The organism is Sphaerospermopsis sp. LEGE 00249, assembly GCF_014299995.1.
GTDB classification, from domain to species: Bacteria; Cyanobacteriota; Cyanobacteriia; order Cyanobacteriales; family Nostocaceae; genus Sphaerospermopsis; species Sphaerospermopsis kisseleviana.
This window is the reverse complement of sequence record NZ_JACJUZ010000002.1, coordinates 1-26,812: the sequence shown is the minus strand read 5'-3', so window position 1 is coordinate 26,812 and position 26,812 is coordinate 1. Positions and strand designations below refer to the sequence as shown.

The following is a 26,812-nucleotide window of genomic DNA, read 5'->3' as shown; positions in this document are numbered from 1 at the left end:
TCTTGTGGAACAGGCATACTTCGACATAGTTCGACTGCGCTCACTAACCGCTCAGTACAAGTCTTGCCTGTTAAACTTATGCAAATTAAATACACAACAGCTTAATAGCCAAGGTGTGTTTTTACAAAATTGGGATGCTACTTTTCCTTGTAGAGCGTTTCAAACTCAATAAATCCTACAAATAAATCATTGGTAACATCTGATGCACCCTAACTAAGTAATTTCTGATTTTTTTCAACTGTGTAGAAAAATTCACAACTGTGTATAATATTGATTAACCTGACAACATACCCAATCAAAACATTACCCAAACAGTACAGTGGATATTGATAAGTTCCATCAAGCACTCGACGGACTAACCCCTAAGCAGCGACGAGTATTAGATAAATTCCTATGTGGTGAAAAAGACCAACAAATTGCGGAGTCTCTTTACATAACTAGAACAACAGTTCGCAAACATATTGAATCTATATGTAAAGCTTTTGGCTTAAAAAACCTCGATGGAGAGCGTTTTTCCAAACGCACAGAACTGATCAGCTTATTTCATAAATACAAACCAGAATTAATTTCCCAAAATATACCCGCAAATAAATCAGAACCATCCAATCTCCCCAGTTTAATAACTGAATTTTTTGTTTATGATAGTGGGTGGACTGGAAGAGATGATTTAATTATCAATCTCACTCAACTTTTACAAAGTTCTTGTCGTTTACTTTTATTAGTTGGACTAACAGGAATTGGTAAAACTGCATTAGCAGAACGTTTAACTATTGAGTTAAGTAGTAAATTTGATCATGATCCAGAAAAATTGTATCGAAAAAATTTTGATGATAAAAGCACCCCTTCAGACTTTGTAAGTGTTGCTGTCAAATGGTTAGAAAATGCAGGGGAACAAGTTTCATCAGAAGAAAAAAAACAACCACAGTCTTTACTACTACGTTTAGTTACATATTTTTGTCATCATCCCCAGTTAATCTTAATTGATTCTTTAGAATTAGTGCTACTGGGAGATGAAAATACTGGATGGAGTGATTTTATTGATGAATGGTGGTGTCAGTTTTTCGCTAGTTTATTATCAGCAGAAACTTGTCAAAGTCGTTTTATTATTACTTCTCAAGAGTTACCACATCAACTAGTAGCAGCAGCATCGCGCTATCCTAATTTCTGGTACTGTCAGCGAGTGGATGGACTGACGGAAACGGAACAATTCACTTTATTTCATAAAGTTGGTTTAGGTGCTAATTTGCCATCTGTAGAAATGAAACTACTGTTAAGAATAGGCAAAGCATACAAAGGACATCCTTTAGCATTAAGAACCATTGCTGGAGAAATTATTAATGATTTTGCCTCTCAAGTTTCCGCTTATTGGCAACAATATGGACCGGAAATTGAAGAAGTAGAAAAAGCTTTAGCAGAAGCTAGTCAAGGTATAATAGAATCAACAAATGATCAATGGAAATTAGATCGGTATTCTATCCAGCTACGGGTAAAAGTCCAAAGTAGACTAGAGCAAACTTTCAAAAGATTATCAGATAATGCCCATCATGCCTATATTTTACTTTGCATAGGTTCAGTATATCGTGTTCCAGTACAACAAAGTTGGTGGTTAAGGCATTTAGAATATAGAGGATATACTAATGAACAGCAACAATTTGCACTACAAACTTTACAAGATCGTTATTTAGTAGAAATTTCATTTCTTGCAAATAATGAAACGATGCTGATAGGAATGCACAATTTAGTCAGAAGTGTTGCTATAGCTCATTATGAAAAATTATTAACACAAAAAGGATAAAAAAGCATAATATGGAAATTTCCTTACTACCAGGATCTATCGTACTAGAAAATATAGGCATTCAACCATCTAATCTTTTACAACAAGTTTCCCTACAACAATTAGATCATTATATTGCCGTCATCAACTGGTTAACAGATTACCAAACTAATATTAATGCTACTCATCGGCAAAAATTAGAAGGTTATTTACAAGCACTTTATCATCTTTGTGATGCTCAAGCTTGGAAACCAGCTAGTGATATATTATCTATGTCTTTAACTCCACCCAGTCAACAACAATTTCATCAACAATTGGGTATTTGGGGATGTTATTCAGAACTAATTCAATTATATAAACATCTTCTGGGTAATTTAGAACCTGTAACTGAACTAACTTACTTGTGTGGTTTAGGCAATGTTTACTACAGTATTAGCAAATATTCTGAGTGTTTTCAATGTTATCAAAAAGGATTAGAAATAGCTATAGAACTAGATGATAAATCTATGCAATCTCAACTTTTAAATAATTTGGGTAGTGTGTATTTAATGCAGAGTAATTATGATACTGCCATTGATTTTTATGAACAAGGGTTAACTATTGCTCTTGAGCTTAAAAATCGCCATCTACAAAACATTTTAAATACCAGGTTAGGTTTAGCTTATATATATTTAGGACAATATTCTAAAGCTTTGGAATGTTATCAGAATGAATTAGTAAATGTGAGAGAAATTGGTGATCCTGAACAAGAATCTATAGTATTAACAAATTTAGGACTGGTGTATATTTGTATGGAGGATTATGTCAAAGCATTAGATTACAATAAACAAGGTTTAGAAGTTGCCCAAAAAATAGGGTATAGAACTCAAGAAGCGTGGGGGATTTGTAATATTGGTAAAACTTTAATGCGGATGAATCAATATCAAGAAGCAGAAAAACATTTACAATTGGCGTTAAGTATTTTTAGAGAATAAATGCACAACAGCTTAATCCAATATTTTATCAATAGACTTCTCCAGAAAAGAAATTATGGAACCTATTTATCGGGGCAGGGCGAAGCATTTGGGATATCTAGATGTCTGATTTTTCCGTCAAATTATCACCCAAATGCTTGTTACTATGAGACTGGGAATAAATTCCCAGTCCGGTGATGGTTTTAACCTCAAGTTGAGAAAAATCAGCTTTTGCTAAACCCCTACAGCAATCAAGATATCCAGGAATGAGAACAAAAATCTATATTCATTCTCTGTCACCTGTCACCTGTCACCTGTCACCTAAAATTAAGGAGCAAGTGCGTTACCACGTAACAAGCTACCTATGGTTTTCGCTGTAATTTTCAATTGTGTAATGGGGTTAGCTGGAACTACAGTTTTATACAAATAGCTATCAAAAGTTAGCTTTTGTACATCCAAATCATCACACATTTCTACAAACGCTTCCCGGGTAGCATCGGAACGGTAGAACACGGTTTGCAGAATATCCAACACTTTGTAAGTGAGTCCGTATTTCTTATCCCAACGTTTGATGTAAAGTTTCAACTCTTTCTCAGAAGGAATACGCGCACCATTGTTAGAAACCTCAACAATGGTTTCTGCACACATCCGCCCAGACTTCGCTGCAAAATAAATACCTTCACCAGAAGACTTGGTAACATAACCCGCAGCATCACCAACCAAAGCGATCCGGCCAACTACACGACGAGGACGGGGATGTTCAGGAATGGGGTGAGCTTCTACCTTGATGATTTTACCACCAGCTAATTTTTCGGCAGCACGGGCGCGAATACCAGCTTGTAATTTCTTGATGTCTCGTTGGTTAACGTGCATTGTGCCAGTACCAACTGCTACGTGATCGTATTTGGGAAATACCCAAGCGTAGAAGTCAGTAGAAACATCGTCACCTACATACATTTCCGCTAAGTCATGGTAGTAGGCCATTTTGTCTTCAGGAATGCGAATTCTTTCTTGGAAGGCGATCGCATAATTGTAATCCCCTGCATCCATTTCCTTAGCAATGCGGGAGTTAGCACCATCAGCACCAATAATCAAATCTACCTTTAGGGTTTTAGGTTCTCCCCTATCACCACCTACGGCATGATCAAAATAATGAATTGTATAGGGATCATTGTTATTGGTGGGTATATCCAGTTTTTGAACTGTACCGTTAATTAAGTTTGCGCCTAATTTAGCCGCACGGTTACGGAGAAAACCATCCAGAACCTCACGACGGCACATTCCTATATATTCTTCTTCATTTACCAGATTGATATCTACCTCACGATTAGAGGGAGAAATCATTTTCATTTTCCGCACTTGACGGTCAATGATTTCTGGAGGTAGATCAAATTCACTCACCATACACAGGGGAATAGCACCCCCGCAAGGTTTAGCGTTATCTAGCTTGCGCTCAAATAAATATGTTTCAATGCCAGCTTTTGCTAATGTCTCAGCAGCGCATGAACCGGCTGGGCCCGAACCCACAACAGCAACCCGTAATGTCAAAGGTTTACTCCCAATCTTCACATTTACCGAAAGCATCCTATCATGGAGTTTCGGCTGATATGACGCTCAAGCTTAATGTTTTGACAGAATTGCAATATTCCTTAACATTTCGTCATAAAAACGCAAGTAAAATTACTCAATCAGGGGTTATGAGTAGATTTTTGTAAATGATAACTACAAAAAATTCTAATATTAACTAAATTGTTGGTTTTCTGGTTTAGGCTGGGGACTGGGGACTGGGGACTGGGAACTGGGGACTGGGAACTGGGGACTGGTGACTGGGAAAAATACAAATAATTTCCCCCTGCTCCCTGCTACCCTGCTTCTTCACTATCTCCCCACATAAAAACGGGATTTTTATATGCAAATTTCTCTATGGGATGCTGTGAGTAGAAACATTAGTGTTTCTGCAATTAGCGGATATCAAAAATACCTTTCTCCCCATAAAGGTTTTGCTTGCGCTCATCGCGTTTTGTATGGTGTTGACACTCTGCTGTCTAAAGACACGCAGATTCTTTAAGACTTACTCAAAAGGGATAGTCAATTATCCCCCTACGCGCTCAAAACAACTACCAGTACGACAGGTATTGCAATTGTGTTGATCGCAATCTGAAGAAATAGATGAGGCACTAGAACCACCAACACAAACAGACAATCAACAAAACAGGAAACCTCAGCCAAAAACACCCCTATCATCTTGTCAGGATATTTTTGATGTTGTGGATATAGGAATTAATTAGACATCTTCAGAAAAGAAATTATGGAACTTATTTATGGGGGCAGGTCGAAGCTTATGGAATATCTATATGTCTGATTTTTCCGTTAAATTATCGCCCATAAGCTTCGCCCCTAAAACTTATGACAAATTAATACATTCTATTTTGGAGATGTCTATTGTACTGATACCGCTTGTAATTGTCCTGAATTAATCAATATTACTCCTGATTGCGGTGCTTTAGATTGTGGCGGTTGTAGTTGGTAAGATACCGGAAATGATTCCCTATTCCCTATTCCCTATTTATGATATAAATAAAACTACAGTAATTCTACTCCTAAACCGTAGATTAGTCACAGAGGTATAAAACCAGTGGGCATAGTAGTTGAAAATGTGTCTAAGCAATTTGGCAGCTTCCAGGCTGTAGATCAGGTGAGTCTAGAAATCAAAAGTGGTTCATTGGTAGCATTACTCGGACCTTCTGGATCTGGTAAATCTACACTACTGCGGTTAATATCGGGGTTAGAAATGCCGGATAGTGGTAAAATCATTCTCACTGGGAAAGATGCTACCTATCAAAGTGTACAAGAGCGAAATATTGGTTTTGTATTTCAGCATTATGCCTTATTTAAGCACTTAACCGTGAGGCAAAATATCGCCTTTGGCTTAGAAATTCGCAAAGCACCGAAAAAGAAAATACACGGTAAAGTAGAACAACTGTTAGAATTAGTGCAGCTAAGTGGATTAGGCGATCGCTATCCTTCTCAACTTTCAGGAGGACAAAGACAAAGAGTAGCCTTAGCTAGAGCCTTAGCCGTAGAACCTAAAGTATTATTACTAGATGAACCATTTGGGGCGTTAGATGCTAAAGTGCGTAAAGATTTACGTGCTTGGTTACGCCGTCTCCATGACGAAGTTCACGTTACCACCGTGTTTGTAACTCACGATCAAGAAGAAGCTATGGAAGTTTCTGATGAAATCGTAGTTATGAACAAAGGAAAAGTAGAACAAGTAGGAACACCCGCAGAAATTTATGATCATCCTGCTTCTGCTTTTGTAATGAGTTTCATTGGTCCTGTGAATGTTTTACCGAGTTCTGCCAAGATTTTTCAAAGCAGTGGTTTCGACTCAGCTAACCCAGAAGTATTTTTGCGTCCCCAAGACGTGATTGTAGAAAGAGTAGCTAATGGTACAACAGCATCTGCTATAGTTAATCGTGTCATTCATTTGGGTTGGGAAATTCAAGTAGAATTAACCTTGGATGATGGACAAAATTTTACTGCTCATTTAACACGGGAACGTTTTGATGAGTTAAAATTAGAACCACAAGAGCGAGTTTATGTCAAGCCCAAAGATGCAAAATCTTTCCCGCTTTATTATTCTATTTAACGTAAGTTGCTAGTTCTGCAAGAAAGGCTCTCAAATCGAAGTAAAAAGGATAAGTAGACAGCAAAAAAGCATGGAACACTATCATAATTCATTCTTGCTCCTGCCTCCAAGCCCTCACGAAGAGACTTTTTCAGCAAACCCTATTTAGAGGTCAACTTAACCCCAAACCCACTCCAGGAGAAGATTAATTAAAATTAAACCTTTACCCCTTGCCTGTACTTCTGGAGTGGTTTTTCTGTTATTAATATAATTAATACTAAAGCAACCTATTTTATCCGGATACATCAGGGAATTGAATAGACTTCTCCGAAAAAGATGTAGGGACAATTCATGAATTGTCCCTACGAATGGGTTTCAGGTTATGCTTATGTAATTTTCGGAGATGTCTAATGGTTAAAATTGACTAAGTGTTCATTGTTCTTAGCCTGATAACTTATATGACATTTGATATCGTTCTGTAGCTTTTAATGTTGACGGAAATAAGATAATTAGTGGTAGTGCTGATCATACAATCAGGATTTGGCAGTCTGAGCAATAACATAATATAGCAGCAGTCAAGAGTAAAACCCTCTTCACTGCTATAAAAAACTGTAGCGTTTACTCCTAAATTTATTATATTTGGGAAAATAGGACAATAAATTTGGAAAGCGGGTGATGGGACTCGAACCCACGACATTCTGCATGGGAGGCAGACATTCTACCACTGAATTACACCCGCAGATTACAAGTATGGAAATCTAGTCTATGGGCTATTATATCATAAATTCCGCGAAAATCAGTAACGGATTTTTCTAGAACAAATAGGAGGGAGGAGAGACAAGACGGTTAATAGTAAAGGATGATAACTTATAAATGAACTTATTGGTTTGTGAGGAAAAATTGAGATGGATAATGTACACTTAATCCAATGGCAGTCAGAAGCACCAAAGTCTCTGAGTATAGTAACTTGGTTATTTATTCGATGCGCTTAATAAACGTGAAAAGTTTTATCTTTTTTAGAGTTAGAAAGCGATCGCCCCTTTAACTGGTAAGATAAAGGATTTACATTGAACGAAATTGCAACAGATAAACATGATTATAAAAAATATATACCCTGAGAATCCTCTAATCCTCTATGTTCAATACCACTGAAATTATCATTGATGCTTTTGTAAATCAACTGCGAGAAGGTTATCGACGTACCTACGGCGGTTTAAAAACTGATTATCAAGACATCATAGCTTGGGCTGGTAACATGGCTTTGGAAAACATCGCCAACAGTGATGCTTTATATCACAATGTGGAACACTCTGTTCTCGTTACCCTCGTCGGACAAGAAATTTTGCGTGGTAGACACATCCGAGAAGGAGGAGTTTCCAGCGAAGATTGGTTGCACGTGATTATCTCCTTATTGTGTCACGATATTGGTTATGTCAAAGGAGTTTGCCGCGAAGATCAAGAAGCAGAAAGTTTATATGCTACAGGACAAAATGGCAACATGGTTGCTCTTCCTCCTGGTGCTTCTGATGCTAGTCTCACACCCTATCATGTAGATCGGGCTAAACTATTTATTGATGAAAGATTTGGTGGACATCCTTTGATAGATTCGGAAGTGATCAAGAACAATATTGAACTAACCAGGTTTCCAGTTCCTAGAGCCGATGATCATCAAGATACCACTCATTTTGCCGGCATAGTACGTGCTGCTGATTTGATTGGGCAATTAAGTGATCCCCGTTACCTGAAAAAAATTACAAGTTTATTTTATGAATTTGAAGAAACCGGAGTGAATAAAGCTTTAGGTTATAAAAATCCTGGAGACTTACGCAAAAACTACGCCAAATTTTACTGGAATGGTGTCTATCCTTATATCAAAGAAGGATTGCGTTATCTAGGACTGACACAACAAGGAAAACAAGTTTTAGCTAATCTTTATGCTAATGTGTTTGTGGTCGAACATGAAAAACAGAATGAGGAAATAAGGTATTTAGCTGAACAGTTAAATGGTTAAATCACTAAATTTATGTAGCTTCTATTTCAGGCTGGTAATGGGTAATTGGTAGTTGTGAAATTAGCCACTCTTAACTTTTACCTGATCTATAAATAGAAACTTACATACATTAGAAATTTAGCTGAATGAATTACTAACTCTATTAATTATCATTCATTGTTTTGTAAATAAGTTTTGTCAAAAAAATTATGAATTGGTTGCAAAAACTCAAAAAAAATTCCTTAGCAAGATTTGGGGCAATTATACTATTAGTGTTCTATTTAGCAGTCATTGGGGCTGACTTTATCGCACCTTATAATCCTTATGATTCACAGCCAAATGGTTCGCTATTGCCACCTACCCGCATTTATTGGGTTTCTCCAGAGGGTAAATTTATCGGACCCCATATTTATCCAACAATTCAAGGAGATACAAATCTAGAAACAGGGGAACGTAAGTTAATTGTAGATTTTAAACAGCCTTCACCTTTGGCTTTATTTGTTTCCGGTCCAGAATATAGATTATTTCAACTCAGTTTACCCCTACCTCCCAAATGGGATGAAGTCACTATCATTCCTGGTATTCCCCTAAATTTGCATTTATTTGGTTCTACAGGTGAAGCCAAATTTAATATTTTAGGTACTGATGAACAAGGACGGGATCAATTTAGTCGTCTGCTTTATGGTGGTAGGATTAGTTTATTTATTGGGATTTTTGGCATCATCATTACCTATCCTTTGGGTTTAATAATCGGTGGTATTTCTGGTTATTTTGGAGGTGTAATTGATAGTGTGATTATGCGTTTAGCAGAAGTGTTAATGACTTTTCCTAGCATTTATTTGTTAGCAGCATTATCAGGAGTTCTCAGCCCTCAATTAACCAGTACACAACGCTTTTTATTAATAGTTGTAATTACTTCTGTGATCAGTTGGGCAGGTTTAGCTAGAGTAATTCGTGGTCAAGTTTTATCAATTAAAGAAAGAGAATTTGTCCAAGCATCACTGGCAATGGGAGGTAAGCCAATTTATATTATTCTCCGTCATATTTTACCCCAAACTGCCACTTATGTAATTATTTCTGCTACTCTGACCATTCCGAGTTTTATTGGTGCAGAAGCAGTGTTAAGTCTGATTGGTTTAGGTATTCAACAACCTGATCCTTCTTGGGGAAATATGCTTTCTTTAGCTAGTAATGCTTCAATTTTAGTCTTACAACCTTGGCTAGTTTTATCACCTGCTATTTTGATTATTCTGACTGTTTTATCATTCAATTTATTAGGTGATGGGTTAAGGGATGCCCTTGATCCTCGCAGTTTGCAAAGGTAGGTAAAGATCAACAACAAATTTCATCTGGATGAAGTATAAAAGGGCGGGCAAGATGCCCACCCCACAACACTGAAAATCATCAAAAACAGAATTACAAACCAAATGATATAACTAGCAAATTGGGTTAATATCTAATTCGCGGATCTACATAAGCATTAAGAATATCAATCAAAATACTCGCAGTCACAACAATTGCCCCAAAAAATACTAAAATACCCTGCACTGTAAAATAATCCCGTTCAGAAATAGCTTGATATAATCTATTTGCTAACCCTGGCCAAGAAAATGTTACTTCTGTTAAAATTGCCCCTCCCAACAGGGAAGCAAATGTTAATCCTAAGACTGTAATTACAGGTATTAAGGCATTCTTTAAAGCATGGGATATTAAAATCTTATTTTCCGGGATTCCTCGCGCCCTAGCTGCTTCTACATAATCAGCTTTTAATGTTTGTTTTAAATTCACTCTCACAATACGTTCAAAAATACCACTGAGTAAAATTCCTAAAGTGATACTGGGTAAAGCTAAATGATGTAAAGCTGTGAAAAAATTACTCACATTTCCACTTAATAAACTATCAATTGTATATAAACCAGTAAGAGTTGGAGGTGGGGAAATATTAGGAGGAAAACGATTAGAATTAGGAAACCAACGTAATTGAACTGAGAATATTAATTGTAATAACATTCCCGCCCAAAACATGGGGAGTGCATAGGTAATAATGCCAAATAAACGCCCACCAACATCAAAAGAAGTACCGGGACGAGAGGCGGAAAGTGTACCTACTAAAATTCCCACAATTAAAGCTACCAGCATACTACAAACGGCTAATTCTACTGTAGCTGGAAAATGTTGGCTGATAATTTCCCACACATTTTGACCGCGACTGGTTAAGGAAGTTCCTAAATCAAAACGTAGTATATTTCCCAAATAATTGAGATATTGTAACCAGATAGGTAAATTTAAACCTAGTTGTTTTCTGAGTTCTTCCTTAGCACTTTCTGGCGCACGTCCACCAAGAATTGCATCTGCTGGATCTCCAGGAGTGGCTCTTAATAATAAAAAAACAATGGTGATAATAGTTAATAGTTGCAGTGGTGCAAATAGCAACCGAGAAACTATGTAATATTGTAAGGCTTTAGAACGGGACATATTTATTAGGAGTCAGGAGTTCAGGAGTTCAAGGAGTTCAAGGAGTCAGGAGTCGTAGGGGCGAAGCATTCGGGCGACTAATTGTAAATTTTTGTCCAAGGCTATTTTCCTGTAAGGGCGAAGCATTCGGGCAACTAATTATCAATTTTTATCACAGGTTATTTTCCGAATGCTTCGCCCCTACTTCGCCCGTACAGAAGTCAGGAGTCAGGATAAATATAACTAATGACTAATGACTAATGACTAATGACTAATGACTAAGAACTACTTCTTAATTGTTCTGTAAATCAAGTTTTGAGTAGGATCAAGTTTGACATCTGTTACGCCTTTTTGGGCAAATACATAATCTTTGTTTTGCCATAGGGGAACGTAAGGAACATCAGTTACAACTAGATTTTGAATGTCAGTAAAGATTTTCTTTCTCGTTTCTGGGTTTTGTTCTTGACGTTGTTGATCAATGAGTTTATTCATTGTTTCACTATAGTAAAAAGAACCCTGAGTTTGACTTCCACCTGTTTCACAACCTTTAGCTTCTGAACCTTTTTCACAGGATAAAAATGGTTGTACATAATTATCTGGATCTAAAAAGTCTGGATACCAGTCTAGCAAAGCGATGGGATATGAACCTTTGGAAATTTCTTTGAAAAATGTTGCACCTTCTACGGTTTTAACTTCTATTTGTAATATCCCGTCCATTTTAGTATCAGCTAAGGATTTTAATGTCTGTGCTGCTAAACTCCGGGTGGGTGAACTTGCAGGATACCAAACTTGAATTTGGGCGGGTTTTTCTTTAGAAAAACCTGCGGTAGTTAACAATTTTTTCGCTTCTTCAAATTTACCATCACCATATTTCTCTTTAAATAATGGTTGGGAAACATTGAAGGTTGTGGGAATCATGCTATAAAGTGGATCTGCTTGACCATATAATACCCGTTCATTTAATAATGGACGATCAACGAGTGAGGCGATCGCACTTCTTACTTCTGGTTTATCTAATGGTTGTTGATTTCTGTTCAACACCATATAACTAACTACACTACCTTGAGCAGTGATAGCTTGCCATTGTCCGTTTTTCGCACCATCTTCTAAACTGCGAATTTGATCTGGTTGTAAAGATAAATAAGCAACATCAACCGCACCAGTTTTAAAAGCATTAAATAAATTCACTGGGCTGGTTTGAATTTGTACGTTAATTCCTTTATTTGCTGGTTTTTCTCCCCAATATTTATCAAAAACATCCAATCTTAAAGAATCTGTACCATACTGGGCTAATTTATAAGGACCAGTTCCTACAAAGGTATTAGGTTGAAATTTCCCCGCACCAAGTTCATAAGCTTTAGGTGAAACTGGACACACTCCAGAAAATGCTAATAATGCGGGAAAAGCCGCAAAGGGTTTTTTCAATTTAATTGTAAGTTCATAGTCCCCTGTAGCTTTCACGGATTCAATTGTATCGGAAAGTAGAAAAGATGGTTTACCTTTATTTTCGATAAAACGCTGGATACTAAATGCCATTGCTTTAGCGTTAAAAGGTGTGTCATCGTGAAAAACTACTCCTTCCCGTAGGGGAATGGTGTATGTTAAACCATCTTCACTAACTTTAGGTAAAGCTGTGGCTAGTTGGGGTTTAATTTCTGTGCTACCTGGTTCATAAGTATATAGGCGATCGCTCATATTAAAGACTAAACCCAAGGATGCTAACTCATAAGCATCAGCAGGATCAAGGGTTCTCGGTTTTGCTGTTGTCCCGATAGTAATCCTACCATCACCAGCAGGAGTATTCACCGCACCAGGACTAGGTGGTGTAGTTGGTTGGGGACTTGGAGTACAGCTTACAGCCAGCAAGAAACACAAGGAGAACAACGACAGGAATTTTGTTACCTTACCCCACCGTCTTATAGACCTGAAAAACCCAGTTATCAACATTAATTTTTCTAAAATCAGCAGTTAATCATTTTAATATATATGTTATATTTATAAGCTGTTTTTCATATCAAAGATTTTCATCCTTGTAAAACTTGAGCAGCAGTCAACTTGAGTTCTGGAAATATGGGAGAAACTATCAAGCTGTCATTTTCATACACCTGCTCGTCATAAAAACCTTCTACCCATTCCAACACTGTCACCTTTTGAGTAATGGGATCAACAATCCAGTATTCAGGAATACCCCGCGCCGCATATTCGGATCTCTTGTAGCGATAATCACGATTAGCCTGATTAGGACTGACCACTTCAACAACTAATAATGGTGGTGGCATATCCATATATACCAGTGAACGAGTAGTTCCTGCCATTGCCACCGCTAACTCTTCAGAATAAACTACCACATCAGGTATACGCACACCTACACTTCTACTATTTACAGCTATCTCAGCTTTCATCCGTAAACGAGAAGACGGGATACCTAATTGAGAAAAATAGATCAATAGAAATATAGCTATTCGTTGATTTATATCACTTTCCGAAGGCATGGGAATTAATTTTCCATTTTCCAATTCATATAAAGTATCCGTACCATCGTCATAGTTGAGAAATTCCTCAAAGGTCATCTTTTTAGCAATTGCCACTGTCATTGCTGTTTCTCCCGTACTTAATATCTAATCCTGATAATGAAAATGACAAGCTACAATAATTATGTTTTCTTCTAGTTTTCTTCTAACACTTAATAAACCAGACGGTGTTCGGTGTTGATGCGCCTAGACCAATAACCTGATAGATTAGCTTTCAATGGCTTTGGTTTACCCATACCCTCAAACGGAGTTCGCAGAATTTCTTTAATCAGAGTGTTAATTCTTTTTAAGAGTTTTTTATCAGTATCTTGAAACCACAAATAATCATTCCATGCAGCTTCTGTAAATGTGAGTTTCATTCTTCTATTAAGTCTCTCTCAATAATATCACCTGCTTTTGCTGATTGAATTGAAGAAAGAAGATGCTTGGCGTTAACAGGATTGGACAGTAAATATAATGTCTCTTGCCATGATGAAAATTCCTCTAGAGAAATTAAAATGGCCTTGTTACCTTTGTTATTACAAATAGTTGTTGGTTCTACATCTGCAATAACCCGATCTACTAAATTATCTAAGTCTTGACTTGCTTGCTGAGTAGTAATTGCATCCATTTTATCCTCCTTTATTTGTTGAATAGTGGTTGAATTATAGCCTATAAATTTCAGCATTAAAATCAAGGACAGGAATGTGTAAATCTCGTCAATATAAGTTATGTTGTTTTTCAACAAGCGATCGCCATGGGAATCATAGTCCTAATTTTATACCAAACGAACAGCTTTATTGTATATTTAGAATAATTTAAGCTTAACCAGTGCCTCAGATGATAAATAGTAGCATTGTGGGCATGAGTAGGGATATCTGATGCAAAAACTAGCTAATCACATCTATTTAGGAGCTTGCAAAGAGTTCCATCAATAGTTACACTTTTTAAAATATTCTCATTTTTGCTGATCGCCAAAACAGCTACTTCCTGAAAGTCACGAACTTAGGGAATTAACTTGTGACAGCGAATAAGCGATAATAAACTACAGAGTAATCTGTGGTTAAACTCAAGACTGGCAATAACAAAAACTCAGAGAGACTTCTGGGTGGTAGTTTACCTCCCTCAGAACCTCAGTAAGAAAATTGCTTTGTAAACAAACTAACTCTTCGAGGAGGAGCGTAGTCGATGGGACTACCCTGGTACCGAGTACATACAGTGGTTCTGAACGATCCAGGCCGACTGATTTCTGTACACTTGATGCACACAGCCCTAGTTGCTGGCTGGGCTGGTTCAATGGCACTTTACGAACTGGCTGTTTACGACCCCAGTGATCCAGTTCTCAACCCCATGTGGAGACAAGGGATGTTCGTACTTCCCTTTATGTCACGTTTAGGCGTAACCGAATCCTGGGGCGGCTGGAGCGTCACCGGTGGCACAGCAGTAGATCCTGGCTTCTGGTCATTTGAAGGCGTTGCTGCTGCTCACATCGTTCTTTCTGGTTTATTATTCCTAGCAGCCGTTTGGCACTGGGTTTTCTGGGATTTAGAACTATTTAGAGATCCCCGCACAGGCGAACCCGCCTTAGACTTGCCAAAAATGTTTGGCATCCACCTGTTCTTATCTGGTTTACTTTGCTTTGGTTTCGGTGCTTTTCACTTAACCGGTCTATTTGGACCTGGGATGTGGGTTTCCGATGCTTACGGTATAACTGGTAGCATCCAACCAGTAGCACCAGAATGGGGACCAGCCGGGTTTAACCCCTTTAACCCCGGTGGTGTTGTAGCTCACCACATTGCAGCTGGTGTAGTTGGTATTATTGCTGGTTTATTCCACCTCACAGTTCGTCCTCCCGAAAGGCTCTACAAAGCCCTACGGATGGGTAACATTGAAACCGTACTTTCCAGCAGTATCGCTGCGGTATTCTTCGCTGCTTTCATAGTTGCTGGTACTATGTGGTACGGTAACGCTACCACCCCCATCGAACTGTTTGGACCTACCCGCTATCAGTGGGACCAAGGTTACTTCCGTCAAGAAATTCAGCGCCGTGTGCAAAATAGTGTTGCTAACGGTGCAAGCTTGTCCGAAGCTTGGTCACAAATCCCCGAAAAATTGGCCTTCTACGACTATGTAGGAAATAGCCCCGCTAAAGGTGGTTTATTCCGTACCGGTCCAATGGTTAAAGGCGATGGTATTGCCCAATCTTGGCAAGGTCACGCAGTCTTCACAGATGCAGAAGGACGCGAACTCACAGTACGTCGTCTACCTAACTTCTTTGAAACCTTCCCTGTAATTTTGACCGATAAAGATGGAGTTGTCCGCGCTGACATTCCTTTCCGTCGGGCAGAATCTAAATACAGCTTCGAGCAAACAGGCGTTACTGTTAGCTTCTACGGTGGTGATTTGAATGGTAAAACATTCACAGATCCCGCCGATGTGAAGAAATATGCTCGTAAGGCTCAAGGCGGCGAAATCTTTGAATTTGACCGCGAAACCTTAAACTCTGATGGTGTATTCCGTACATCTCCCAGAGGTTGGTTTACCTTTGGTCACGCTGTCTTTGCGCTCTTGTTCTTCTTTGGTCACCTCTGGCATGGTTCTAGAACCATCTACCGCGATGTATTCGCAGGTGTGGAAGCGGATCTAGAAGAACAAGTAGAGTGGGGTCTGTTCCAGAAATTGGGTGACAAGACCACTCGTGTTCGTAAGGAAGCTTAAACAAGCATGAAGTAAAAAGTATGAAGTTTTATGACTTCATGCTTTTTACTCTGCTTGGTAAACTAAAATTACTGGCTGGATAGGCAGGAAATCCTAATATGGAAAGCGTTGCATACATTTTGATTTTGACCCTAGCAATAGGTGTTCTCTTTTTTGCGATCGCATTTCGCGAACCTCCCCGCTTTGAGAGAAAAGAGAAAGACTAAGAAGTTAAACACTGTCAGCGGTTAGCTTTCAGCTATCTCAGACTTAACACTTTTTTAAGTAAGATTCAAATCCGTTGCTGCATATTTATGTGGCAACGGATAATATTTTGATATAGTGCTGACTGCTGACTACTGACCCCTAACTTGCAAAAAGTGAAAAAAATTTTGGGATATGATATAATATCATATCTGGAAGATAATATGTGTGAACCTAGCTCTTCTGCGCTAGGATTAACAAGGATGTAAGTGTAGACTTATTTAAAAGCCCTCGCATATACATCATTAATTGTGACAAAAACTTACGGAGACTAGAACCAGGAACAAAACAGCATGGTCAATCAGAATTTAACCGCTACAGAAATTGGATTTACTCACGAAGATTTCGCTGCTCTACTTGATAAGTACGATTATCACTTCAGCCCTGGTGATATAGTACCAGGTACAGTGTTTAGTATAGAGCCGCGCGGCGCTCTGATTGACATTGGTGCTAAAACAGCAGCATACATACCTATACAGGAAATGTCTATTAACCGGGTTGATGCACCGGAAGAAGTCTTACAATCAAACGAAACACGGGAATTTTTCATCCTCACTGATGAAAACGAAGATGGTCAGTTAACCCTGTCCATTCGTCGTATTGAATACATGAGAGCATGGGAAAGAGTACGGCAATTACAGGCAGAAGATGCTACTGTCCGTTCTGGTGTGTTTGCTACTAATCGTGGGGGCGCATTGGTACGCATTGAGGGACTACGTGGTTTTATCCCCGGTTCTCATATTAGTACCCGCAAACCAAAAGAAGAATTGGTAGGGGAAGAATTACCCTTAAAATTCCTAGAAGTAGATGAAGAACGTAACCGTTTGGTTCTCTCCCATCGTCGGGCGCTGGTTGAGCGCAAGATGAACCGCTTAGAGGTTGGCGAAGTAGTAATTGGTACTGTTCGCGGTATCAAACCCTACGGTGCATTTATTGACATCGGCGGTGTTAGCGGACTACTCCACATTTCTGAGATTTCCCACGAGCATATTGACACACCTCACAGCGTGTTTAATGTCAATGATGAATTGAAAGTCATGATCATTGATTTGGATGCAGAAAGAGGACGCATTTCGCTGTCTACCAAGCAGTTAGAACCAGAACCCGGTGATATGATCAAAAACCGCGATTTGGTCTATGATAAGGCGGAAGAAATGGCAGCTAAGTATAGGGAACAAATGTTAGCTAAACAGCAAGGTATCACTGCTGCACCAGCAGAAGTAGCTGAAGCTGCACCAGTGGAAGGAGTAGAAGTTGTAGCTGAAGCAGAAATTCCAGCAGCAACTGAAGTTGAAGAGGAAATTCCAGCAGCTATTGAAGAGTAATATATCTGTAGTTGTGATTATTTGCAACAAAGTATTAATCAAGAGGGAATATCCCTCTTTTTTTATTTATGGTGATTGGTGATTGGTGACTGGTGATTGGGAAAATACAAATAATTTCCCCCATCTCCCCATCCTGCTTCCTACCTCCTGACTCCTGACTCCTTGATCTCCTTCTAATATGATAAATATCAAATGTAGAGACATCACCTTTTCCGATATTCAAGCGATTTTATTTGACAAAAATGGTACATTGGAAGACTCAGAAACCTATTTGCGATCGCTCGGACAAAAAGCAGCTAGGATCATAGACGCGCAAATTCCCGGTATTGGCGAACCATTATTAATGGCTTTTGGTATTAATGGCAATATTTTAGATCCTGCTGGTTTAATGTCTGTAGCTAGTCGCAAAGAAACCGAAGTAGCTGCTGCTGCATACATAGCCGAAACTGGAAGAGGTTGGTTTGAGTCTTTAAAAATTGCTCGTCAAGCTTTAGCAGAAGCTGATCAATATGTGAGTCAAAGTCCCGCACCTCTTTTCCCAGGTGTCTTGGATGTTTTAAGATCACTATCAGCAGCAGGATTAAAACTGGGTATTCTTTCAGCCGCAACCACTGGGGAAGTGCAAAAATTTGTCATTACTCATCATCTCAGAGATTACCTGCAATTAGAAATGGGAGTTGATGAAGGTCCGAGTAAACCAGATCCAATATTATTTTTACAGGCTTGCCAAACTTTAGGCGTACCACCGGGAGCTACTTTGATGGTAGGCGATTCAGTGGGTGATATGCAAATGGCGCGTCATGCTAAAGCCGCAGGTTGTATTGGTATTACTTGGATTAATAATACAGATAATGTTAAAGGTGCAGATGTGGTAATTAATCAACTTGATGAAATTCAGATTTTAGAAGCATAGAAAATCAAAAGTCAGGAGTCAAAAGTCAGGAGTCAGGAGTGTTAGGGGCGAAGCATTCGGGCGACTAATTATAAATTTTTCTCCAAGCCTATTTTCCTGTAAGGGCGAAGCATTCGGGCGACAAATTATCAATTTTCTGAACAGGTTATTTTCCGAATGCTTCGCCCCTACTTCGCCCGTACAGGAGTCAAAACAAAAAGTATCTTTGTGCCATTGGTAAAACTGTTGCAGGTTCACAGGTTAATAATTCCCCATCTGCACGAACTTCATAAGTTTCTGGATCTACTTCAATTTGCGGTAAAGCATCATTGAATTTCATATCTCGCTTAGTAATTTGGCGAGTTCCCGAAACCGCAACAATTGATTTTTTCAAACCCAACATTTGCGGAATTTCTCTTTCTAAACCGACTTGAGAAACAAACGTTAATGATGTTGCATGACGCGCACCAGCAAAACTACCAAACATCGGGCGACTATGCACAGGTTGAGGTGTGGGAATACTAGCATTAGCATCACCCATTTGTGACCAAGCAATCATTCCCCCTTTAATAACTATCTCTGGTTTAACACCAAAAAACGCAGGTTGCCATAAACACAAATCTGCAATTTTACCTTCTTCCACAGAACCAACATAGTCAGCAATACCATGTGTAATGGCTGGGTTAATTGTGTATTTAGCAACATATCTTTTAGCACGGAAATTGTCTGACCTCTCGCCCAACCCCTCTCCTAGAAGGCTAGGGGAGAGTGTTCCCCGTTGAACTTTCATTTTATGGGCAGTTTGCCAAGTTCTAATTATTACCTCTCCTACTCTTCCCATTGCTTGAGAATCGGAAGCAATCATACTAAACGCGCCTAAATCGTGCAGAATATCTTCAGCAGCGATAGTTTCTCTACGAATACGGGATTCAGCAAAGGCAACATCTTCGGGAATGCTAGGATCTAAATGATGACACACCATTAACATATCTAGGTGTTCATCTAAGGTATTAACTGTATAGGGACGGGTGGGGTTAGTAGAAGATGGTAAAACGTTGGTTTGTCCACAAACTTTAATAATGTCTGGTGCGTGTCCTCCCCCAGCGCCTTCGGTGTGGTAGGTGTGAATAGCACGATGTTTAAAAGCAGCGATGGTATCTTCCACAAAACCGGCTTCGTTTAATGTATCAGTGTGAATTGCTACTTGTACATCATATTCATCGGCAATGGTTAAACAAGTATCAATAGTTGCAGGGTTTGTTCCCCAATCTTCATGGAGTTTTAAACCTATTACCCCGGCTTCTACTTGTTCTCTCAGTGCTTGGGGCTGACTGGTGTTACCTTTGCCTAAAAATCCCAAGTTAACAGGGAAAGCGTCAGCAGCTTGCAGCATTCGGTAAATATTCCATGGTCCTGGTGTGCAAGTTGTGGCATTTGTTCCCGTAGCTGGTCCTGTTCCTCCACCGATCATAGTAGTGATACCGGAGGCGATCGCTACTTCTATTTGTTGAGGACAGATAAAATGAATATGAGTGTCTATTCCTCCTGCGGTGAGTATCATTCCTTCACCGGCTAAAGCTTCTGTTCCCGGTCCAATAATAATATCTATATTATCTTGAATATAGGGATTTCCGGCTTTACCAATTTTATAAATTTTACCATCTTTAATGCCGATATCTGCTTTTACAATACCCCACCAATCGAGAATCAAAGCATTAGTAATTACTAAGTCTACAGCACCATCGGCGTTAGAAATAGGAGATTGTCCCATGCCATCTCTAATTACTTTACCACCTCCAAATTTCACTTCGTCGCCGTAGGTGGTAAAGTCTCTTTCTACTTCTATAAATAGTTCGGTGTCTGCTAGTCTAATTTTGTCGCCTACTGTTGGTCCGTAGGTGTCAGCGTAGGCGCGGCGGTTCATTTTGTAGGGCATTTTTTTATCCTTTTTTGTATCACGCAGAGGAGGACACTTGTGTGGGCGGGTTTCCCGACTTGAGCAAAGTGTCCGTCGCGCAGAGGCGCAGAGAGAGAATTTAGAGTTTTCCGTTTATTTTGTTGTTGAATCCGTATATTTGACGACTACCAACTAGGGGAATAAGGGTGATTTCTTTTTCGTCTCCTGGTTCAAATCTTACTGCTGTTCCTGCGGGGATGTCTAATCTCATTCCTCGCGCTTTTTCACGGTCAAAGTGTAGGGCGTTATTGACTTCATAAAAGTGAAAGTGTGAACCAATTTGTATGGGTCTGTCTCCGGTGTTTGCTACTATTAATTTAGTGGTGGGACGATTTACGTTGAGTTCGATTTCTCCTGGTGGGGTAATGATTTCTCCGGGGATCATAGATTTATTTCCTTTGCGTCTTTGCGTGAGAATTATCTAATCGGATTATGCACTGTCACTAACTTAGTTCCATCAGGAAAAGTTGCTTCTACCTGTACTTCATGAATCATTTCTGGTACACCTTCCATCACATCATCTCGTGTTAATAAAGTTGTTCCATAACTCATTAATTCTGCTACGGTTTGTCCATCTCTTGCACCTTCTAAAATCGCGGCGGAAATAAAAGCTACCGCTTCGGGATAATTTAATTTTAAACCTCTATTTTTTCTTCTTTCAGCTACCAAAGCAGCAGTAAATATTAATAATTTATCTTTTTCTTGCGGTGTAAGTTGCATTGTTTTTTCCTCTATATTTATTCTTATTTTTTATCCTTTAGTTAATAGCTGATAGCTGATAACTGATAGCTGACGGCTGAATGCTTTTTCAAATCTGCCAAACTCTAGGTATACAATTACCACGATTTAACAACGATATTCGTAAATTTTGCCAAATATTTGTAAACCAATTTCTTGCTTCCGATGTAGAATTACCACGATATCGACACAAAAATCCATGTTCTAAACGAGTTACTCCAGCATCAGAGTTATTGATAGAGTTGTGAATAATTAAAGAACGTGCTTGTTTAATAATTTCCTGTGATATGGGAACCCCAACGCACACAAAACTACCAATAACGGGTTTTCCTGCTAAACCGTGGGGACTGTGAAATATTTCTTCCCTACCGGGTAAATATTGTCTATCAATCCACAATGGTTGATTATTTTGCCATATTTCTGTGTGCGATCGCATCTCTCCCTGTACAAATTTTTCCCCTCTCGCACTTCTACCAAATCTCGTAATTTCCCACCCTAAAAAGCTGCTTCCTGTAGCTAATTTTACTCGCAAATCCTGGCGATAAACTGCACCATTAAATAAAATTGTTTCTTGGGGTAAATATTCTAAACAAGCACCAGCATCAACTTGAATATTTACAGTTTGTTGTGCTTGTAACCCATTACTACGATATATTTTAGCAGCAGTAGCAGTAGTTATTAATACTTGTGTATCTTCTTGCAAGTGAATTTGGGAAGATAGGCGATCGCCTCCCACTACACCTCCAGCAGTATGTAAAATCACACTATGACATATTTTTTCACCTTCGGGATAAAAAGGACGTTGAATTTTTAAAGGTGCTTGGTTGTAGTCGTAAATTAATTGTGTAGAATCTTGGCGTTTAGCATAGACTAAATGAAGTTTACCATGCCAACTTTTATTTATTGGGGTATCCATTTGGGTGTTAGGGGTCATTTATAAATAGAGCAATTTTTACTTGTTAATTTTCTACAATTTTAGGCAACAATATAATTATATACCCCTAATGTATCCATCTACCAAAAACTATGACAGCGAAAGTAATCAGTGTTTGCAACCTCAAAGGTGGAGTTGGCAAAACTACCATCGTCATGGCCTTAGCAGAATATTTAGCCGGCGATACCATGTATGGTAAACGGGTACTCGCTATTGACTTAGATCCCCAGAGTAACCTCACTAGCGCCATGATGTCAGAAGAAGATTGGGAATGGCAATATAATCAAAAAGGATTGACTTTACCTTTTCTTTTGAAAAACGCAGATTACTTTTTAGAAAAGGGTAATAGTGAGAAGTTCATAGTTAAAGAAAACGTTTCCAATCTCAGAAATAAAAACTTTTTTAATTGTTTACATTTAATTCCTAGCAGTCCGCGATTATTTGAAGTTCAGGAATATTTACCAGCCAATGCAGTGGCAATTTTACATAACATTATCAATCCTTTATTAGAAAAATACGATTACATTTTAATAGATTGTCCGCCTAGTATTAATAATGTAATTAAAAGTGCATTTTTTGCTAGTGATTTTTGTTTAATTCCTTGTGTACCTAGCAGAATGTCAATTCACGGTTTAGAACTTTTGTTAGAACAAATAACTCAATTTAAAAAAGATTACGACCATAAAATTAGTCCTATTGGTACTTTAATTTCCCGTTATAACAGCACTGTTTCCCAAACCCACAACTTGAATTTTATTATTGTGAATCCCTTCTTTCCCCCAACTTTTGCCACAAGAATACCAGAAAGATCAAAAATAGCTGAAGGTTTGGATTTTAATCATCAATTAACCTACAAACAAAAATATGGTGATGCCCATGAAGTCATGATAGAATTAGCTAAAGAATTTATGAACAGAGTTGATAATAGTGTGATGTATACACCACTCATGGCTAGTTTATTGTAGGTACAGGTGATAAGATCCCCGACTTCTGAGATAAATTTATCATTTATGGACACAATAAATAACAGAAGTCGCGGATCTGCATCTAATTAACTTAGATACTACCTACACTACTAAATTATACAAAACATAATTAATTATTAAGTTTTTTTAGATATATTTACGGATTTACAAAATTTATCCGTCGCATATTAAACTTATGTTACAGTAGTTTTCATGTCTTTAGACCACAGTCAGGGCGAAGCATTCGGATGATAGTCTTAGGTAAAAACTGATAATTAATTGTCCGAATGCTTCTGTTGACGCGAAACCTAAATCAAAATGTGGTTTATTTACCTGAAAATATCTGTAATTTGTAACCATTAAAAAAATTCGATAACTGCATTATGGTCAACATCATCAATACTAACAACTTATCTTCTATCACCGATACAGTTTCCCACGGTTGGGAAAATACAAAAAACTTCGTCACAGACACAACAGAAAAAACAGTCAATACACTGACACAAGTTACCGATAAATCATTGAATAGTTTTTCAGAAACAGCAGAAAAAACCAGTCAATCTTTAACTGAAACCTTCCAAGGAGCAACAAATACAGTTAGTAATTCTACAGGAAAAGTAGTTAATAAAATAACGGAAACAGCAACTCAAGTTAAAGATAATTTCACTACAACTACATCCAGTGCAATTGATAATGTTAATCAGGTAAAAAACAACGCTGTTGATAGTTTTATTGAAAGTGCTAAACAAGCAGGAAATTTAACTAATTCAGTTTCTAAAGCAATGGAAAATGCTATTAATAATTTTATCACTCATCAATGGGATACTATGACAACTTGGATTGATAATCATCCTACAATTTCCTGGGTCATGAAATTATTAAACTTAGCAGTTAGTCATCCTGTTATTACTGCTTTCATGATATTTTTAGGTATTTATATAATCTGGAAAATCTTTCAATTATTTAGTAAAATATTGGATCAAGGTTTGTTATTTACCTTGAAAACTCCTCTCAAGTTGATTTATGCAATGTTTTCTTTTGGGTTTAAGAAGATCTCTAAGTTATTATTTTCCGTTTTAAAAATTAGGAAATCAGAAGATAATAGTTTGATGTTGAATAATGCAATTGCTGATAATATTAGTTTAGATACAAAGCAGGAAATAACAAAGTTGTTGATGAGATTAGAAGCTGTGAGAAAAGAAGAAAATGAGATTTTAGAAAATCTGACTGCACTCTTAGCAGAGAATAAGTAAGATTTTTTCTATCTATTAATTAAGAAATTAACCAATTTTCTAACTGTAAATCATTAACCCTAGTTAAATCAGAATCATGAGAAACTAAAATTAAATTATGAACAATAGCAGTAGCAGCTATCAAAATATCTGCATCCTGAATAATTTTACCCTTATTTGTTAAATCAGCATGAATTTCTGAGGCTTTCTGAAATATCCTCAAATCATCTAAAAATAAAACAGGATAATCTTGACAAAATTGTGCAAACAAGGCTAATTTTTTAGTGGCATTGCTTCTTAAAAGTCCTCTTTGTACTTCATAGTAAGTTATACCACTTATAGCAATCAATTCACCTCGGCGACGCATTTCTGTAATTTTTAATGCGACTTGTAAATTTTGCTTGAGTGATGCAGAAACAATATTAGTATCTAATAAATAACCCATTTAACTACCACGCTTTACAGATTCATCAAAAATTTGCATTTGTTCTGGAGTAAAATCATTTAGCATTCCTGAGACTAAATGTAAGGATAAAATACTTTTAATTCGTTTAATTAATGATTCTTCAGAAATGCTATTTACATCAGGAACAAATGCAGGATCAAAATTGTGATTGATATTGTCAATCATTTCCTGTCTATTTAGATTTTCTAGGTAAAGAGGATTATTGTCAATCAAGTTGTTAACAATTGCAGTTAATTTTTGATAATTGGATTGTTGGTTAATACTGTGAGTCATGGTTTGATCTCCTGAAAAGTATATGGTTGTTAAATATGCTAGATCATTATTATTATACCATTTATGATATTTCTGACAGTCCCATTGATTAACTTTTGTTTGCCTGTGAATTGATATAAATCACAATATTTCTATACAGCACCTTGACGAACCATCTCAAAACCATAAACATAAATGTCAGCAACCTTATAGCGTTTCTCTTTTTCTCGCCATTCAATAATACCAATCTCACGTAAAAAAGAAACAAAATCTTCAAAACCTGCTATATCCCGCGCTGAATCTTGCCATACTTCTTGTAACTGTTCTTTAGATAAAAAAGCCAATTTACCTTTAAGAGCATCAAAGAATTTAGTTAAATTAGGGTATTCCTCTTTAATTTCTTCACATCGTTTTTCAGATGCTTTTTTCAAGCCAAATTCTAAAGATTTTCCTTGAAGTAGACGGTCTGTACGCAATTTACTTAATGATAGTCCTTTATAGTTTAATTCTTGTTCTTTTGCTCCTTTGAGGAATATACTTAAACTCCGAAGAAAAGTAGTACCACCTGAATCTGTTAATTTTTCATAAACCCATCGAGATACATTTTTAGCTCTATTTCCTCCTCTACGACGACTTCCCCAAAGCAATTCTAATGCTTTATCAATCGCTTCTTCACTAGCTTGATCAATGCTTTCCACAGCAATAGGAGAGGATCTATCAACTAAATCCTTGAAATTTTTAGATTGTATTACTTGACGAAGTGCTAACCGTAAAAAGTCAATTTTAGTCCACTGTAAAATAATATCGCGTCCAGTAAAATGACTTTTGTTATCAAAACTTAAACGACTCCAAATATCTTCTCTCAAGAAAATTTTAAATCTAATTTCTGTTAGTCTATTTGCATCACAAGATTGAACTAATTGAAAAAGTCCAGTTAATGCTTGCTGTCTTAATTGTCCCGCTTCAGAAAAATCTTCATCTAAATCATCGTATAGAAACCACAGTTTTTGAGAATTATTTTTAGCTTCTTCATTAAGAATATCTATGGCATCTTTTACCAGAAGTCTTAAATTAGAATTAGTAGATAATTCTAACAAAGCTGAAGTGCTTTCAGATTGCCATCTCTCTTTGGGTAAATCATTAATAATTTCTCTTAATTCACGGAACTTTGCAGCTTTCTTACCTTTAGGAAACTTTAATACGTTTTCCTGATGACATCTAAGCAGTAAATAAGCTCTCCAAAAAGCTTCCCAAGTTCCACTGTTTGGTTGCAAATTTTGATGGATAAATTGAAATTCTTCACGAGATGGACGGTTTTTTTGAAATCTACCATGTGCTGACACAAATATAGTATTATCTAAACGCCCAGGAGCTAGTTTTTGGGCAAGACTTTTGTGTTGTAGAAAAAGCCAATATAACGCAGTTTTACCAGTCCCTTTTCGTCCTCTAATTAGGCAGGTTGTATCGTCCAAAAATCTTGCAAAATCAGTTGTACGCTGAAATAGTAAGCTTAAATCCTGTCTTTGATCAGCCGCATTGACTTCAGGAAATTGTAAACTTTCAATAATATTCCATCGTTTTTCTAAATCAGTTAAAATATTTGTTCTTTCAATTTCGTCGGTTTCTTCATCAATCAAATTGACAATTTTATTATAGCAATCCTGAGCAGTTTGTGAGAAAATACGGAAATAAGAAAAAAGTAAATTTGAGAACTGGGGTGTGGGCTACAAATGTGGATACAATTATTAGAGGATTTTATCAAAAATAGTCAAGAGCCG

At 37.6% G+C, this 26,812-nt stretch carries 24 protein-coding genes, 1 tRNA gene and 3 pseudogenes; 13 read left to right on the top strand and 15 right to left on the bottom strand.

Going from position 1 to position 26,812, the window contains the following annotated elements:
* Positions 1 to 319 precede the first annotated feature (319 nt).
* The gene (locus H5968_RS01135; protein ID WP_187038468.1) at positions 320 to 1,795 is read left to right on the top strand and encodes a LuxR C-terminal-related transcriptional regulator; all 1,476 of its coding nucleotides are present in this window, start codon (positions 320 to 322) and stop codon (positions 1,793 to 1,795) included.
* A gap of 11 nt (positions 1,796 to 1,806) precedes the next feature.
* The gene (locus H5968_RS25345) at positions 1,807 to 2,748 is read left to right on the top strand and encodes a tetratricopeptide repeat protein (protein WP_255427004.1); all 942 of its coding nucleotides are present in this window, start codon (positions 1,807 to 1,809) and stop codon (positions 2,746 to 2,748) included.
* 306 nt (positions 2,749 to 3,054) lie between these two features.
* On the opposite strand, the gene chlP is transcribed toward H5968_RS25345, so the two are convergent.
* Positions 3,055 to 4,275 carry a geranylgeranyl reductase gene (gene chlP / locus H5968_RS01125; protein WP_334310630.1) on the bottom strand — a complete coding sequence of 407 codons (1,221 nt, stop codon included), beginning with the start codon at positions 4,273 to 4,275 and terminating at the stop codon, positions 3,055 to 3,057.
* A gap of 361 nt (positions 4,276 to 4,636) precedes the next feature.
* Between chlP and H5968_RS01120 the strand changes: the two are divergent.
* The 3 genes and pseudogenes from H5968_RS01120 to H5968_RS25985 form a co-directional block, all read left to right on the top strand.
* Positions 4,637 to 4,756: pseudogene (locus H5968_RS01120) on the top strand (membrane protein insertion efficiency factor YidD); the annotation flags it as partial.
* Between the two features lie 606 nt (positions 4,757 to 5,362).
* On the top strand, positions 5,363 to 6,379 hold the full coding sequence (locus H5968_RS01115; protein ID WP_187038466.1) for a TOBE-like domain-containing protein: 1,017 nt from the start codon (positions 5,363 to 5,365) through the stop codon (positions 6,377 to 6,379).
* A gap of 460 nt (positions 6,380 to 6,839) precedes the next feature.
* Positions 6,840 to 6,917, top strand: a pseudogene (locus H5968_RS25985) (hypothetical protein); the annotation flags it as partial.
* A gap of 108 nt (positions 6,918 to 7,025) precedes the next feature.
* Here the strand turns inward: H5968_RS25985 and H5968_RS01105 are convergent.
* Positions 7,026 to 7,097 (bottom strand) — tRNA-Gly (locus H5968_RS01105).
* 396 nt (positions 7,098 to 7,493) lie between these two features.
* On the opposite strand from H5968_RS01105, the gene H5968_RS01100 reads away from it, so the two are divergent.
* On the top strand, positions 7,494 to 8,369 hold the full coding sequence (locus tag H5968_RS01100) for an Npun_R2479 family HD domain-containing metalloprotein (protein WP_096565103.1): 876 nt from the start codon (positions 7,494 to 7,496) through the stop codon (positions 8,367 to 8,369).
* 188 nt (positions 8,370 to 8,557) lie between these two features.
* Positions 8,558 to 9,673, top strand: a complete 1,116-nt coding sequence (locus H5968_RS01095) for an ABC transporter permease (protein WP_096565105.1) — start codon at positions 8,558 to 8,560, stop codon at positions 9,671 to 9,673.
* A 124-nt stretch (positions 9,674 to 9,797) separates the two neighbouring features.
* On the opposite strand, the gene H5968_RS01090 is transcribed toward H5968_RS01095, so the two are convergent.
* The 5 genes and pseudogenes from H5968_RS01090 to H5968_RS01070 form a co-directional block, all read right to left on the bottom strand.
* Positions 9,798 to 10,823, bottom strand: a complete 1,026-nt coding sequence (locus tag H5968_RS01090) for an ABC transporter permease (protein WP_137667614.1) — start codon at positions 10,821 to 10,823, stop codon at positions 9,798 to 9,800.
* A 264-nt stretch (positions 10,824 to 11,087) separates the two neighbouring features.
* A complete protein-coding gene (locus tag H5968_RS01085) occupies positions 11,088 to 12,749 on the bottom strand; it encodes an ABC transporter substrate-binding protein (protein WP_187038465.1) in 1,662 nt (553 codons plus the stop codon).
* A 77-nt stretch (positions 12,750 to 12,826) separates the two neighbouring features.
* On the bottom strand, positions 12,827 to 13,396 hold the full coding sequence (locus H5968_RS01080; protein WP_137667612.1) for a Uma2 family endonuclease: 570 nt from the start codon (positions 13,394 to 13,396) through the stop codon (positions 12,827 to 12,829).
* Positions 13,397 to 13,420: 24 nt separating this feature from the next.
* Positions 13,421 to 13,692 (bottom strand): annotated as a pseudogene (locus H5968_RS01075) (Txe/YoeB family addiction module toxin).
* A complete protein-coding gene (locus tag H5968_RS01070) occupies positions 13,689 to 13,943 on the bottom strand; it encodes a type II toxin-antitoxin system Phd/YefM family antitoxin (protein ID WP_096572531.1) in 255 nt (84 codons plus the stop codon). Before H5968_RS01070 ends, H5968_RS01075 begins: the two are co-directional and overlap by 4 nt.
* A 557-nt stretch (positions 13,944 to 14,500) precedes the next feature.
* Between H5968_RS01070 and psbB the strand changes: the two genes are divergently transcribed.
* From psbB to H5968_RS01050, 4 genes are all read left to right on the top strand, one after another.
* The gene (gene psbB, locus H5968_RS01065; protein WP_096565114.1) at positions 14,501 to 16,030 is read left to right on the top strand and encodes a photosystem II chlorophyll-binding protein CP47; all 1,530 of its coding nucleotides are present in this window, start codon (positions 14,501 to 14,503) and stop codon (positions 16,028 to 16,030) included.
* Between the two features lie 98 nt (positions 16,031 to 16,128).
* A complete protein-coding gene (locus H5968_RS01060; protein WP_013192567.1) occupies positions 16,129 to 16,236 on the top strand; it encodes a photosystem II reaction center protein T in 108 nt (35 codons plus the stop codon).
* Positions 16,237 to 16,566: 330 nt separating this feature from the next.
* On the top strand, positions 16,567 to 17,598 hold the full coding sequence (locus H5968_RS01055) for a 30S ribosomal protein S1 (protein ID WP_187038463.1): 1,032 nt from the start codon (positions 16,567 to 16,569) through the stop codon (positions 17,596 to 17,598).
* Between the two features lie 178 nt (positions 17,599 to 17,776).
* A complete protein-coding gene (locus H5968_RS01050; RefSeq protein WP_187038462.1) occupies positions 17,777 to 18,511 on the top strand; it encodes an HAD family hydrolase in 735 nt (244 codons plus the stop codon).
* 18 nt (positions 18,512 to 18,529) lie between these two features.
* Here H5968_RS01050 and H5968_RS01045 read toward each other — a convergent pair whose 3' ends face one another.
* From H5968_RS01045 to H5968_RS01025, 5 genes are all read right to left on the bottom strand, one after another.
* Positions 18,530 to 18,748 (bottom strand): hypothetical protein, encoded by a 219-nt coding sequence (locus tag H5968_RS01045; RefSeq protein WP_187038461.1) that lies wholly within the window; start codon positions 18,746 to 18,748, stop codon positions 18,530 to 18,532.
* The gene (gene ureC, locus H5968_RS01040; protein ID WP_187038460.1) at positions 18,699 to 20,426 is read right to left on the bottom strand and encodes an urease subunit alpha; all 1,728 of its coding nucleotides are present in this window, start codon (positions 20,424 to 20,426) and stop codon (positions 18,699 to 18,701) included. The genes H5968_RS01045 and ureC overlap by 50 nt, the downstream gene beginning before the upstream one ends.
* 100 nt (positions 20,427 to 20,526) lie before the next feature.
* Positions 20,527 to 20,832, bottom strand: a complete 306-nt coding sequence (locus tag H5968_RS01035; RefSeq protein WP_187038459.1) for an urease subunit beta — start codon at positions 20,830 to 20,832, stop codon at positions 20,527 to 20,529.
* Positions 20,833 to 20,864: 32 nt separating this feature from the next.
* Positions 20,865 to 21,167, bottom strand: a complete 303-nt coding sequence (gene ureA, locus H5968_RS01030; RefSeq protein WP_137667603.1) for an urease subunit gamma — start codon at positions 21,165 to 21,167, stop codon at positions 20,865 to 20,867.
* Between the two features lie 88 nt (positions 21,168 to 21,255).
* Entirely contained in the window at positions 21,256 to 22,101 is an 846-nt protein-coding gene (locus H5968_RS01025; RefSeq protein WP_370569738.1) for an urease accessory protein UreD, read from the bottom strand.
* A 110-nt stretch (positions 22,102 to 22,211) separates the two neighbouring features.
* On the opposite strand from H5968_RS01025, the gene H5968_RS01020 reads away from it, so the two are divergent.
* Positions 22,212 to 23,084 (top strand): ParA family protein, encoded by an 873-nt coding sequence (locus tag H5968_RS01020; RefSeq protein ID WP_187038457.1) that lies wholly within the window; start codon positions 22,212 to 22,214, stop codon positions 23,082 to 23,084.
* Positions 23,085 to 23,467: 383 nt separating this feature from the next.
* On the top strand, positions 23,468 to 24,337 hold the full coding sequence (locus H5968_RS01015; protein ID WP_187038456.1) for a hypothetical protein: 870 nt from the start codon (positions 23,468 to 23,470) through the stop codon (positions 24,335 to 24,337).
* A 19-nt stretch (positions 24,338 to 24,356) separates the two neighbouring features.
* On the opposite strand, the gene H5968_RS01010 is transcribed toward H5968_RS01015, so the two are convergent.
* From H5968_RS01010 to H5968_RS01000, 3 genes are all read right to left on the bottom strand, one after another.
* The gene (locus H5968_RS01010; RefSeq protein ID WP_187038455.1) at positions 24,357 to 24,761 is read right to left on the bottom strand and encodes a type II toxin-antitoxin system VapC family toxin; all 405 of its coding nucleotides are present in this window, start codon (positions 24,759 to 24,761) and stop codon (positions 24,357 to 24,359) included.
* Complete coding sequence (locus H5968_RS01005) at positions 24,762 to 25,055, bottom strand: hypothetical protein (RefSeq protein ID WP_187038454.1); 294 nt, start codon at positions 25,053 to 25,055, stop codon at positions 24,762 to 24,764.
* A 131-nt stretch (positions 25,056 to 25,186) separates the two neighbouring features.
* A complete protein-coding gene (locus H5968_RS01000) occupies positions 25,187 to 26,671 on the bottom strand; it encodes a P-loop ATPase, Sll1717 family (RefSeq protein WP_255427003.1) in 1,485 nt (494 codons plus the stop codon).
* Positions 26,672 to 26,812 lie beyond the last annotated feature (141 nt).

Excerpts from the sequence above, each read along its gene's own strand:
- H5968_RS01015 (WP_187038456.1), top strand. The coding sequence starts at position 23,468 with ATGGTCAACATCATCAATACTAACAACTTATCTTCTATCACCGATACA.
- H5968_RS01060 (WP_013192567.1), top strand. The coding sequence starts at position 16,129 with ATGGAAAGCGTTGCATACATTTTGATTTTGACCCTAGCAATAGGTGTT.
- H5968_RS01095 (WP_096565105.1), top strand. The coding sequence starts at position 8,558 with ATGAATTGGTTGCAAAAACTCAAAAAAAATTCCTTAGCAAGATTTGGG.
- ureC (WP_187038460.1), bottom strand. The coding sequence starts at position 20,426 with ATGCCCTACAAAATGAACCGCCGCGCCTACGCTGACACCTACGGACCA.
- H5968_RS01085 (WP_187038465.1), bottom strand. The coding sequence starts at position 12,749 with ATGTTGATAACTGGGTTTTTCAGGTCTATAAGACGGTGGGGTAAGGTA.
- H5968_RS01100 (WP_096565103.1), top strand. The coding sequence starts at position 7,494 with ATGTTCAATACCACTGAAATTATCATTGATGCTTTTGTAAATCAACTG.
- H5968_RS01050 (WP_187038462.1), top strand. The coding sequence starts at position 17,777 with ATGATAAATATCAAATGTAGAGACATCACCTTTTCCGATATTCAAGCG.
- H5968_RS01070 (WP_096572531.1), bottom strand. The coding sequence starts at position 13,943 with ATGGATGCAATTACTACTCAGCAAGCAAGTCAAGACTTAGATAATTTA.
- H5968_RS01010 (WP_187038455.1), bottom strand. The coding sequence starts at position 24,761 with ATGGGTTATTTATTAGATACTAATATTGTTTCTGCATCACTCAAGCAA.
- ureA (WP_137667603.1), bottom strand. The coding sequence starts at position 21,167 with ATGCAACTTACACCGCAAGAAAAAGATAAATTATTAATATTTACTGCT.
- H5968_RS01035 (WP_187038459.1), bottom strand. The coding sequence starts at position 20,832 with ATGATCCCCGGAGAAATCATTACCCCACCAGGAGAAATCGAACTCAAC.
- H5968_RS01005 (WP_187038454.1), bottom strand. The coding sequence starts at position 25,055 with ATGACTCACAGTATTAACCAACAATCCAATTATCAAAAATTAACTGCA.
- H5968_RS01055 (WP_187038463.1), top strand. The coding sequence starts at position 16,567 with ATGGTCAATCAGAATTTAACCGCTACAGAAATTGGATTTACTCACGAA.
- H5968_RS01090 (WP_137667614.1), bottom strand. The coding sequence starts at position 10,823 with ATGTCCCGTTCTAAAGCCTTACAATATTACATAGTTTCTCGGTTGCTA.
- H5968_RS01080 (WP_137667612.1), bottom strand. The coding sequence starts at position 13,396 with ATGACAGTGGCAATTGCTAAAAAGATGACCTTTGAGGAATTTCTCAAC.
- H5968_RS01020 (WP_187038457.1), top strand. The coding sequence starts at position 22,212 with ATGACAGCGAAAGTAATCAGTGTTTGCAACCTCAAAGGTGGAGTTGGC.
- H5968_RS25345 (WP_255427004.1), top strand. The coding sequence starts at position 1,807 with ATGGAAATTTCCTTACTACCAGGATCTATCGTACTAGAAAATATAGGC.
- H5968_RS01025 (WP_370569738.1), bottom strand. The coding sequence starts at position 22,101 with ATGGATACCCCAATAAATAAAAGTTGGCATGGTAAACTTCATTTAGTC.
- psbB (WP_096565114.1), top strand. The coding sequence starts at position 14,501 with ATGGGACTACCCTGGTACCGAGTACATACAGTGGTTCTGAACGATCCA.